The sequence below is a fragment of the Streptomyces sp. NPDC002886 genome (genome assembly GCF_042888445.1).
GTDB lineage: Bacteria > Actinomycetota > Actinomycetes > Streptomycetales > Streptomycetaceae > Streptomyces.
Window position 1 is genome coordinate 789,298 of the sequence record NZ_JBIAPV010000001.1, and the last position, 11,163, is coordinate 800,460.

General features: G+C 73.3%; 8 protein-coding genes. 2 read left to right on the top strand and 6 right to left on the bottom strand.

From position 1 onward, the window contains the following. Positions 1 to 12: 12 nt before the first annotated feature. The 5 genes from ACFYYB_RS03540 to ACFYYB_RS03560 are packed head-to-tail and all read right to left on the bottom strand — an operon-like array spanning position 13 to position 7,827. Complete coding sequence (locus ACFYYB_RS03540) at positions 13 to 993, bottom strand: proline dehydrogenase family protein (protein ID WP_389432984.1); 981 nt, start codon at positions 991 to 993, stop codon at positions 13 to 15. Further along, positions 990 to 2,153 carry a fatty acid desaturase gene (locus ACFYYB_RS03545; RefSeq protein WP_389432985.1) on the bottom strand — a complete coding sequence of 388 codons (1,164 nt, stop codon included), beginning with the start codon at positions 2,151 to 2,153 and terminating at the stop codon, positions 990 to 992. Before ACFYYB_RS03545 ends, ACFYYB_RS03540 begins: the two co-directional genes overlap by 4 nt. 60 nt (positions 2,154 to 2,213) lie before the next feature. Next, a complete protein-coding gene (locus ACFYYB_RS03550; protein ID WP_389432986.1) occupies positions 2,214 to 4,160 on the bottom strand; it encodes a prolyl oligopeptidase family serine peptidase in 1,947 nt (648 codons plus the stop codon). Continuing rightward, positions 4,157 to 6,553 carry an ATP-grasp domain-containing protein gene (locus tag ACFYYB_RS03555; protein WP_389432987.1) on the bottom strand — a complete coding sequence of 799 codons (2,397 nt, stop codon included), beginning with the start codon at positions 6,551 to 6,553 and terminating at the stop codon, positions 4,157 to 4,159. The genes ACFYYB_RS03550 and ACFYYB_RS03555 overlap by 4 nt, the downstream gene beginning before the upstream one ends. Continuing rightward, on the bottom strand, positions 6,550 to 7,827 hold the full coding sequence (locus ACFYYB_RS03560) for an ATP-grasp domain-containing protein (RefSeq protein WP_389432988.1): 1,278 nt from the start codon (positions 7,825 to 7,827) through the stop codon (positions 6,550 to 6,552). Before ACFYYB_RS03560 ends, ACFYYB_RS03555 begins: the two co-directional genes overlap by 4 nt. A 147-nt stretch (positions 7,828 to 7,974) precedes the next feature. On the opposite strand from ACFYYB_RS03560, the gene ACFYYB_RS03565 reads away from it, so the two are divergent. Continuing rightward, positions 7,975 to 9,174: an MFS transporter gene (locus ACFYYB_RS03565; RefSeq protein WP_389432989.1), complete on the top strand. Its 1,200-nt coding sequence runs from the start codon at positions 7,975 to 7,977 to the stop codon at positions 9,172 to 9,174. A 204-nt stretch (positions 9,175 to 9,378) separates the two neighbouring features. Here ACFYYB_RS03565 and ACFYYB_RS03570 read toward each other — a convergent pair whose 3' ends face one another. Further along, positions 9,379 to 10,608, bottom strand: a complete 1,230-nt coding sequence (locus ACFYYB_RS03570) for a helix-turn-helix domain-containing protein (RefSeq protein WP_389432990.1) — start codon at positions 10,606 to 10,608, stop codon at positions 9,379 to 9,381. 312 nt (positions 10,609 to 10,920) lie between these two features. Here ACFYYB_RS03570 and ACFYYB_RS03575 point away from each other — a divergent pair, with 312 nt between their 5' ends. Beyond that, complete coding sequence (locus ACFYYB_RS03575; RefSeq protein ID WP_389432991.1) at positions 10,921 to 11,145, top strand: hypothetical protein; 225 nt, start codon at positions 10,921 to 10,923, stop codon at positions 11,143 to 11,145. The last annotated feature ends 18 nt before the right edge of the window (positions 11,146 to 11,163 follow it).

The window sequence follows — 11,163 nt, forward strand, 5'->3', positions numbered from 1 at the left end:
GGCGCCGTGGCGTCAGTAGCCCGCGCCGACGGTGTGTCCGCCGTCCAGGTGGCGCTGGGCGATGTCCGCGAGGGCGGTCAGCACCATCGGCGGGTGCTCGGCGAGCCGGTGCAGCAGGTGCAGCCACCAGTTCTCGCCGTAGGTGGCGTAGATCCGGCAGGCGTAGCCGGCCTCGCGGTACGAGCGCAGGAGCGCGGGACGCACTCCGTGGAGCATCTCGATCTCGGTGACGCGGTCGAGCAGGCCGCTGCGCCGGGCTTCGGCGAGGACCTCGCCGTCCTGGGTGGCCAGGCTCACCCGGGCCCCGCGTTCCACGAGCAGGCGGGCCAGGTGCAGGTAGCGGTCGTCGAGGGCGGGACCGCGGCCCAGGGCCGTCTCGGACGGTTCGCCGAAGGCGCCCTTGACGAGGCGGATCTTGCGTCCTTCGAGCGGGATGGTGTCGAGGTCGTCCTCGGTGCGGTGCAGGTAGGCCTGGAGGGTGACGCCCAGGTTGGCGTGGTCGGCGGCGAGCAGTCGATAGGTGTCGAGCACGTCGTCGACCGCCGGGGCGCGCTCCATGCTGAGCACGACCTCACTGCCCCGGGCGGCGGCGGCCTCCGCGATGCGGACGGTGTTCTTCTCCGCCAGTTCGCGGGAGAAGGCCAGGCCCAGGTTGGAGAGGTCGAATCCGACCTGTCCGGGGACCGGTTCGTGGGACAGGACGGCGAGGTACTCGTCGACGACCCGTTCGATCTCGGCCGGGTCGGAGTTCTCCTCGCCGACGAACTCGACCGTGATCTCGTAGGACTTGGCGCGCAGCACTTCGAGGTGGCCGATGAACTCGTCCCGGCCGGCGGCCAGTACGTACCGGCGGGCGGCGGGCGAGAGGATGTCCTGGAGGACGGAGCCGGGCGTGGTGAAGGCGCTGCGGCACCGCTCGTCGGCGGCCAGGATGCGCAGGCCCTTGCCCGCGGCCTCGTGCAGGGCACGCTGGGACATGGTGGTGGTGGTCACGAGAGCACCTTGACCTTCTCTTCGGTACGGGAGGTGGGCGCGCCCCCGGCGGGGACGAGCAGGGCGGGGTCGGTGGGGCCCCCGGCCCGGGCGGCGAGCATCATCAGTTCGGCGAAGCTGGGGCCCGCCGCGGCGGGGTCACCGCCGGCCTGGCGCCAGACGCGGTACTTGGCCGCGTAGCTGATCACGGTCTCCTTGTCGCGGCGGGACCGGGGGCGGGTGAAGGCGCCGGCCCACAGGCCGTCCCAGGCGGCGTAGCCGGGGTCGCCGAGGAGGACCCGGTGGGCGCGGGCGAGGTTCCAGAAGGGGATGCCCGCGTTCATGTGGTGCACGAGGTGGTAGCGGTCGTTGTGACGGCTGATCAGGAACCGCTCCAGGAAGACACCGTGGCGGTTGCGGGTGAGGAGCACCTGCTTGTTCTCGCTCTCCGGCATCGGGTAGTGCTCGGAGAGCTCGGCCAGCCAGCCGATCGCGACGTTGGTGGTGAACAGCGGGACGAACCAGAAGAGGAGCAGCTGGGGCAGGACGCCGAACCAGGCGCAGGCTGCGAAGATCGCGGCCCACTGGGTGAGGAAGACGATCCGCTCGGTCCGCAGCGGGACCGGCACCGAGACGGTGATCTGCGAGCTGTCGCAGAAGACCCGCTCGCGGGCGATGTAGCCGAGGTAGGTGAAGGTCCGCAGGCCCAGGGCGGAGGCCACGACCTCCTTCAGGAAGAAGTGGCGGTCGGAGCGTTCGGTGTCGTAGAGCCCGCACTCGATGTGGAAGGTGTAGTCGGGGTCGGTCTGCTCGTCGCCCAGGTTGCGGTGGTGGTTGCCCACGTGGGAGCTGCGGTACGGGCCGTACAGATGCCAGACGAGGTAGCCGGAGAAGATCGATCCGCCGGCCAGGTTGAGCGCCTTGTTCCTGGCGAGGACCTTGTGGCTGGACTCGTGCAGGAAGTGGGCGAGGAAGCGCTGGACCGAGCCGATGACCAGCAGGGCCAGCGGATAGAACCAGTAGGAGACGCCCACGCACAGCGCGATGGAAGCGGCGATCAGGGCGTACTCGAAGAGGATCGCCAGGGGGCCGTGGTGGTTGTCCAGGGTGCGCAGGGTCCGCAGTTCCTTGCGGATGCCCGGCGCGAGCCGGTCGAAGTTGAGTTGCTCGAATGCGGACATGCGTGTGCCTCTTGTTCGGTCGTGCGGTGGGAGCCGCGCGTGCGGGCGCGGCGGCGCGGCTCAGGGCGCGGGGCTGAAGCCCAGGGCTTGCCCGTAGAGCCGCAGTTCGGCCCGGAGGGAGTCGGCGATGGTGTCGGCGCGACGGAAGCCGTGCCCCTCGCCCTCGAAGGTCAGATAGCGGCAGTCGACGCGTGTGCGGTCGACGAGCCGGAGCAGTCGTTCGGCCTGCACGGGCGGGCAGACGGTGTCGTCGAGGCCCTGGAGCAGGACGAACGGGGTGCTGATGGTCTCGGCCCCCGACAGCGGGGACTGCTTCTCGTAGCGGTCGGCGGCCTGTGGCCAGGGGCCGATGAGGCCGTCCAGGTAGCGGGATTCGAAGTCGTGCGTGCCCCCCTCGGCCCGCCAGCCGACCGGGTCGAGCACCGGGTAGTAGACGCCGGCCGCCCGGTAGAGGCCGGGTTCGGCGACGAGCGAGGCGACGGCCGTCCAGCCGCCGGCGCTGCCGCCGCGGATCGCGATCCGCCCGGGGTCGGCGAGGCCTTCGGCCACCAGGCCGCGGACGGCGGTGGCGCAGTCGGACACGTCGGTCAGGCCCCAGGTGTGGCGCAGCCGTTCGCGGTAGGCCCGGCCGTAGCCGGTGGAGCCGCCGTACTGCACGTCGAGGACGCCGATGCCGCGGCTGGTGAAGAAGCCGATCTCCTGGTTGAGGACGAGGTGGCTGCGGCTGGTCGGGCCGCCGTGCACGAAGACCAGCCAGGGCGGCCGTTCGCCTTCGGGACCGGTGATGGCCGGGTGGTGCGGCGGGTGGACGTGGGCGTGGACCTCTTCGCCCTCCGGTCCCCGGTAGGTGCGCCGGTACGGCCGGGTGGCGTACGCGTCGAGCTCGCCGCCGGCCGGGGCACGGACGATCTCCACGGTGCCGTCGGCGGGATCGGCGAGGACCACCGTACGGCGCTGCGCGGGCGAGGAGGCGACGGCGGCGACGCGCCGTCCGTCCGTGGCCGCGAAGTGCCATTCGGTCGCCGGTCCCTCGAAGTCCGACAGGGTGCCGTCGGCCGCGAGGATCCCGAGCCGGCGCTCGCCCACGCCGTGGACGACGGCGAGCCGGCCGTCGCGCAGGGGCAGGCACCAGCGCAGGCCGATCCGCCACAGCGCCTCGCCGAACTCCTCGGGGCGCGGGCACAGGTTGCGGGGCACGCCGTCGCGGGGGATGGCATGGACGTTCCACCAGCCGTCGGGGTCGCTGACGGCGTACAGGGTCCCGGAGCTGTCCGCCGCCCACTCGGTCTGGGTGACGGATTCCCCGTCCCCGCCCATCAGCGGGACCGCGGGGCCCAGGGTGCCGTCGGCGCGGACCCCGGCGGTCATGAGGTCGGTGGTGTCCCACGGCATGTCGGGGTGCTCCCAGCCGAGCCAGGCCACCCGGTCGCCGCCCGGCTCGATCCGGGGGCCGGTCATGAAGTGGTGCGTGGCCGCCAGTTCGCGTACCGCGCGGGGGTCGGCGGCGGCCGAGCCGTCGAGCGGCAGCGCGACCAGGTGCCGGACGGCCCGGACGGCCTGCTCGTCGCCGACGGCCTCGCGCAGGCACCACACCTCGTCGCCGCGGACGGCGAAGTCGGCGTAGCGCAGCTGTCCGGGCCAGTCGCCGCAGGGGCTGAGCGGTACCGGGTCGTGGCCGGGCAGCCAGCGGTAGACGCGCTGGTCCGGGCCGTGCGTGAAGACGATGCCGTCCTCGGCCCGGTCGGACAGGGCCAGCCAGGGCCGGCCGCCGTACTCGATCACGCGGGTGCGCACGTCCCAGCCGGGGGGCAGTACTTCGGCGATGCCCTCCGCCGAGCGGCGCATCAGCGCGCTCCGGCCGTCGTCCTCGGGCAGCGCCTCCGTCCAGCAGACGTCGGCGCCGAGGAACCCGACCCATTCGAGCAGGGCGTCGCCGCGCGCCGCGTCCTCGGGGCCGACCGGGGAGGGCCAGCTGCCGTAGGGGATCCGGGATCCGGCGGCCGTCATGCCCGTACGTCCTGCCGGTAGGCGATCCGGGGGATGCCCGGGACGCTGCTGTCGAGACCGTACGAGGACACGGCCGGGTCGTCGCTGACCCAGAAGTGGCCGTCCAGGTCGGACCAGTCGCACAGCCCGGCCAGCTGCGCGGCGTAGGCGATGGCGCGGGGCGGCTCCAGGAAGCAGCCCAGCATGCGGGCCGCGCCGTGCTCGGCCGCGTCGGTGAGCGCGTCCAGCGCGGGCAGCAGTCCGCCGAAGCGCATCAGCTTGACGTTGAGTCCGCCGGCCGCGTGGACCGCGTGGGCGGCGTCGGCGGCGGTGGCGATGCCCTCGTCGAGGAGGACGGCCGTGCCCGGCAGGGCCGCACGGATCTCGGGGAGCAGCGCGGTGTCGCGGACCGGGTCCTCCAGGACGGCCGGGGCGAGTGCGCTCACCAGCGGCCGCAGCCGCTCCCAGTCGGCGCGGTCCCAGCCGCGGTTGGCGTCGAGGATCAGCGGGGCGTCGACTCCGGCGAGGGAGCGGAGCACCTCCTCGTCGTCCGGACCGCCGAGCTTGATCTTGAGCGGCCGGCCGTCGAGGGGGATCTCCTCCCCGATGGGCACGGTGTGCAGCAGCCGGACTGTTCCGGGTTCGGGAAGCCCGAGCAGCTGCCACACCGGTACGCCGGCCCGGCGGGCGGCGCGGTCCAGGAAGGCCATTTCGACGAGCATCCGCGCGGGTGCGCTGACCCCGTCGGCGGCGGCCGCGGCAAGGCGGGAGCGGATCGGCTCCACCGGGTCCGCCTCCCGCGCCGGGGCGGAGGCCGGGTCCGTGCCGGTGGCGGCGTCGGCGTCGGCGTCGGCCGCCAGGGTACGGGCCAGTGCCCCGGCTTCGATGGCGATGACCGTGGCGTCCTGGCCGTATCCGAAGTCGGCGGCGATCTCGCCCTCGCCCTCGGTCACGCCGCCCGACAGGAGCCGCAGCCGGACGATGTCGACGGTCTCGATCGTCATGTGGGAGATCTGGAAGGAGCTGGTCAGCGGCCGCGGTTCGACGGTGACGACCACCTCGGGGACCCCCTCCCGGGCCGGCTCCACGGCCGACGCGACGAGCGGGTCGAGGACCGGCGCTACGAGCGGCTCGACGTCCGGCTCGACGAGCGGGTCTACCTTCGGGTCGACGTCCGGGTCGACGGTGAAGCGCACGGAGTCGGTCAGCCGACGGGCGAGTACGCGGGCTTCCTCCGGGGTGTCGGCTCCGACGACCACCGCGCCCACCCGGTCCCCGCCGCTGCGGAAGTCCCCGACGGTGTCACCGGGTCCGAGGTGGAGTTCGGCGTGCAGGACGGCCGGGTGTTCCCCGACCGCCTCCCAGCCCTCGACGGCGGTGATCGTGCCGACGGGCGGGGCGAAGTAGCGGGTGGCCGCGGCGCGGACGGTGGCCGGCAGTTCCACGGGCAGCCCGAGCACGTCGTCGTAGACGGCCCCGTAGAGCTCCAGGCCGGGCCGGGCGTGGGGCAGCATGCGGTGGATCCAGCCGCCGCCGATCCGGGCGTGCACCTCGCCGAGCACGATGCCGTCGGCCGTGAGCCACAGTTCGACGTGGAAGAGACCGAACCGGAGCTCCAGCGCGGTCAGCGCGGCCGTGACCGTGTCCTCGATCTCCCGCTGGGTGTCCGCCGGGAGGGGGGCGGGCAGCACGTGCCCGATCTCCACGAAGTGGGGAGGTGCCAGCTTCTCCTTGGCGGTGACGGCGAGCACCCGCGGCACTCCGCCGGTGAAGACGCCCTCGACGCTGAACTCCGACCCCTGGACGAACTCCTCGACGAGGAAGGGCGCGTGCGGGTCGGGCAGCCCCTCGAGCGCGGCCGCCAGGTCGGCCGGCCCGGTGACCTTGCGTACGCCGGCGCTGTCCGCGCCGTCGCGCGGCTTCACCACCCAGGGGCCGGCCCCCGCGGCCAGGAAGGCCAGGGCCTCGTCGACCCCGGAGCACAGCCGTACGGCCGGCTGGCGGAAGCCCGCCTCGGCGAGGGCGGCCCGGCAGGCGTCCTTGGTCCGGATGCGGTGGACCGCTTCGGGCGGGTTGCCGGGCAGGCCCAGGCGCTGCGCCGTCTCGGCCACGGCCACCTGCGCCATCTCGCGGACGCCGAAGACCACGGCGGGCCTGCCGTGCGAGCGCGTGCGCTCCGCGGCCCAGTCGGCGGTCTCGCCGGCGCGGGTGAAGTCGACGGCGCTGGCGCCGTCGGCGGCGGCGGCGACCTCGGGTGTCGCGTCGAGCGTGGCGGCCTGGTTGGTCACGTGGGTGTGCAGGCCGCGGACGCTCGCCTGCTCGAGTGCCTGGACGGCGACGTCGACGCTGAGGGTCATCGCCCCGCCACCGCCGACGAGCAGCAGGTGCGGGCGGGAGTCGTGCGCGGAGCTCATGCGGCCGGCTCCGATTCCGGATGCAGGCGGTAGACGCGCTCCGCGAGTTCCTGGATGCGGGCGTAGTCCCGTTCGAGGACCTCGACCGAGTCGTGCCGGGTCCACACCACGAGGGTGGCGGTGTAGAGGTCGACGGTGGGGCGGATGCGGCTGCCCGGGGCGAGCTTGGGAACGACCAGGTGGACGGAGTCCAGCGCCTCGATCTCCGCGATCACTTCCCGGTCGAGGCTGTCGACGACGCCCTCCAGGGTGGTGGCGGTGAAGATCTGGCTCGCCTCGGTCAGCTTGCGGTAGGTGCGCCCGGCGTGCCGGTCGAGGAACTCCTGCGGGCGGGCGTAGGCGAGGGCGGTCATGTCGGCCTGATTGCCGCCCAGGCAGAGGTCGTTGAAGTCCGGCAGGACCCCGCCGGAGAGGCGGGCCCCGATCTCGACGAGGGCCGGTCCCTGCGGGGTGACGATGACCTCGGCGTGCGTGGGCCCGTACTGGATGCCCAGAGCGTCGAGCACCTCGTGCATGTAGGCGATGATCTCGGGCGCGGGCTCGGCGTCCGGCTCGGTGACGGAGTCGCGGTCGTAGAGCCGGTGGGTGCCGTCGAGGCGCTTGCGGTACTGCCAGATCCCGCAGGCGTGGCGCTGTCCCCCGTACGAGACGAAGTCGACCATGTACTCCTCGCCGTCGAGGAAGGACTGGACGAGGACCTCGTCGTTGCGCTCACCGAAGATGTTGACGGTGCCGAGCACGGCCTCCGCGGCCTTGCGGACCTCCACCGGGCCCCGGCAGACGGCGACGCCCTCGGTGGCGGCGGACGACAGCGGCTTGACGACCACCGGGTAGGCACCGCGCTGTTCGGCCCAGGCGACGATCTCCTCGGCGTCGCCGCTCTTCAGCTGGTCCGCGCAGCGGACCCCGGCACGGCGCAGGGTCTCGATCATCTCGTACTTGTCGCGCCGTGCGCGGGACAGCGCTGTGCCGTTGCCCGGCAGGCCGAGCAGTTCGGAGAGCTCGTCGGCGAGTTCGACGCCCGGCTCCTGGCCCGCGACCACGCAGATCGGCTCGAACTCGGCGAGCCTGGCGGCGGTCTCGGCGGGGGTGCCGTGGGGCACCACCGCGCGGTACGCGGTCAGGTCGGGCAGCCGCATCGACGTCATCAGCTCGGGTGTGCTCTGTACGTGCACCACGTCCACACCCAGCCTGGCAAATGCTGGTGGCAAGTGATTGCCGCTGGTGTACGCGTCCACCAGCACTGCCACCGGGCGTACTTGCTCGCTCCTCATGATTCTCCACCTTGCGCTCATGGGAACAGTCCCGACCCGAAGGGGCCAGGCTGTTTCCAGGGATTGGCAAGAGCTTGCCACAGGGATTGCCGAGCTGGCAATATCGGTTCGGCAGCATCCACCGATCCGTACGCGGAGGCCAGGCCCATGACCGTCACTGCACCCGTACTGCCGCCCCCACCAGGCCTGAGCCGCGGCACCGCGCTCGCACTGGCGGTCGCCGGCGCCCTCACGGTCTCGAACATCTACTTCCCGCAGCCGCTGCTCGATGCCATCGCCTCCGGCCTCGGCATCAGCGGCTCGGCGGCGGGCCTGGTCGCCACCGCGGCGCAGGTCGGCTACGCCCTCGGCATCAGCCTCGTCGTCCCCCTCGCGGACACGGCCCGGCTGCGCCGGCTCACGACCGTGCTGCTCCTGCTGACCACGGCGGGGCTACTGGTCGCCGCCTTCTCCCCCGACCTGGTCACGCTCACGGTGGCCACGGTCGCGCTGTCCACCACGACGGTGCTGCCGCAGGTGATCATGCCGACGGCGGCGTCGATGGCCGGGCCGGGCCGCAGCGGCAGCGCCCTGGGCCTGATCGGCATCGGACTGACGCTCGGCTCCACGCTCTCGCGCACCCTTTCCGGCGCGGTCGTGGGCCTCAGCGGCGACTGGCGCACCGCCTACCTGGTGGCGGCGGCGCTCACCGGCGGCCTGGTCCTGTTCCTGCCCAGGCTGTTGCCCGAGCGGGCCCCGGGAAGCCCGGCGCTGCCCTATCGCGCCTTGATCGCCTCCATGCCGAAGCTGGTCGCGGCCCATCCCGAGCTGCGCCTGTCGGCGTACCTGGGGGCCACGGTGTTCGCCGCCTTCAGCGCGTTCTGGGCGACCCTCGCCTTCCACCTGGCCGGCCCGCCGTTCGGTCTGGGGGTCGCCTGGGCGGGCCTGTTCGGGCTGTTCAGCCTGCCGGCCGCACTGTTGTCGTACTCCGCGGGCCGGCTCAGCGACCAGCACGGGCCGCGCTACGTCAACAACCTGGCCTTCGCGTGCGTGTGCGCCGCCTTCGTGCTCCTCGGCACGCTCGGCGACCGGTCCCTGATCGCACTGGTCGTGGGCTGCAACCTGCTGGTGTACGGCGGCAGCTGCTGGCAGATCGCCAACCAGGTCCGCGTCTTCCGGCTGGCGGCGGGAATCCGCGCCCGCCTCAACACGGTGTTCATGCTGGCCAGTTTCGCCGGCGGCTCGGTGGGCTCGTTCGCGGGGGCCGCGCTGTACCAGGCCTACGGATGGCAGGGCATGATCCTGGGCTGCGGAGGCTTCCTGGCCCTGGCCGCCCTGGGCATGGTGGCGGGACGCCGGATGGACTGACCGGACGGGGCGGCCCGACCGGATGCGCGAAGGGGGTGGCGCGGGAGCCGGAAGCTCCCGCACCACCCCCTTCGCGTCGGCCGGGCCGCCCCTTCCGGATCCGGCCCGACGCACACCGCCCGGCGCTTCGCCTTCCCGCGCCGCGCGGGGCGGGACGGGGCGGGGCGGGGCGCACGCCTCGCGCCCCGCGCGTCCCGCCGCGCGTCAGGCCCTGGGACCGGCTGCCCCGCGCGCCTGCGCGAGGGCTTCGGCCAGCGTCCGCCAGATGTCCGCGGCCAGGTCGATGCTGGCCGACGCCTGGGCCTCCTCCGCGAGTTCGCGCATCCGCGCCAGGCCCTCGTCCTCCCGGCCCTCGACGATGAGGAGCCGGCTGTCCAGCATGTCCAGGCGGACCCGGTCGCGGTACGTGGTCTTCGCGTCGGCGCCGCGCACCCTGTCCAGCAGCGTGCGGGCATCGGCGAAGCGCCCGCCCAGGAAGGCGATTTCCGCCTTCAGGGCCGTCACCTCGTGGCCCAGGGCGGGGATGTCCACGTAGACCAGGCTCGCCTCGGCCTGCTCGGCGTACTGCTCCGCCCGGTCCAGTTCCGGCGGCGCCTTGCGGACGTGGAGCCGGGCGGCGGCGACCCTGAGCCTGACCCACAGCAACAGGTTCTCCGCGCTGCTGAAGCGCTCCAGCGCCTGTGCCAAGAGGCCCTGGGCGCTGTCCAGGTCGCCCTGGCGGACCCGGACGGCGGCGGCGGTCCACAGCGACTCGGCCCACAGGGTGTCGGTGCGGCCGTGCGTGAGGGCGGTCAGCTCGTCGGCGTGCGCGCGGGCCTCCCCGAGCCGGCCCGCCTCGGTCTCCACGGAGACCAGCGCGAGCAGGCTGGCGGCCACGTCGGCCACCGGAAGCCCGTTCTCCCGGGCCAGCCGGTACGCCGCCGCGCCGGCCTCACCGGCGGGGCCGATCTCGCCGCAGGCCCGCAGGCAGCGCGCCAACTGGGTCTGGCCCCGGGCGCTCAGCTCGGGCAGGCCCAGCTCGTCGCCGAGCCCGACAAGCTCCAGCAGCAGCTCCCGCTCCTTGGCGTGCTCCCCCCTGCGACGCCGCCACTGGGCGACCAGCCACAGACCTTGCCAGCGCAGCAGCGGGTCCTGGTCCCCCTCCCCGCCCAGGGCGCTCTCGACCGCCACGGCGGTCTCGTCGGTGCCCGCGGACGCGGCGACGGTGAGGGCCCGGGCCAACGAGTTGGTGGCGGCCTCTTCGAACGCCGAGGCGGGTACGCCGAGTTGCGCGGCCAGATGCTCCACGGCCCGCGCGGTGGGCTGCCGGGCGCCGGACTCCAGCCGGGACAGATAGCCGGTGGACATGCCCTCGCCGGCGAGGGCCGCCTGCGACAGCCCTCGCTCGGTACGGAGCTGCTTGAGCCGGCGCCCGAACAGCGGTTGTTCCAACACGTGATCAACCCCATGGATTCGGAGGCGGTGACAGGGGTGGCAGGGCCGGACGACTTCCGTGACATGCGCGTACCCACGGAAACACTCCGCCCCAGGCGGACCAGAGGCTAGCCCGGAAGTCCACAGTCGGGCAAATTCTTGCCCAATGCATGCGAGCACCAAACAGTGATCTCGGACTTCCGGCACCACAGGGCTTGCCAATCGGTTGGCAACACCTTGCCAAAGGGCTGGGATCTGCACTAGCTTCCTCGGCAACGCGGTGGTCACGACGATTCCGCGGATCTCGCCTTCCCCTCTCGCTCAGGAGTTCCAGTGCGTTCCTTCCTCCGTGCCACCCGGGTCCGCGTCGCAGCGGGCGCCATCGCCTTCGTCGCCCTGTTCGCCGTCGTCGGTGCGTCCGGAAGCCCCGCCGGGGACATCGGCTGGCCGCTTCCGCCGAAGGGCGTCACGGTCGCCGGGGACATCGGCTGGCCCTCGCCGGCGGCTCCCGCCACCGCCGCCCGCACCGACATCGGCTGGCCGGTCCAGGGCGCGTAACGCGGACGCCACCCGGCC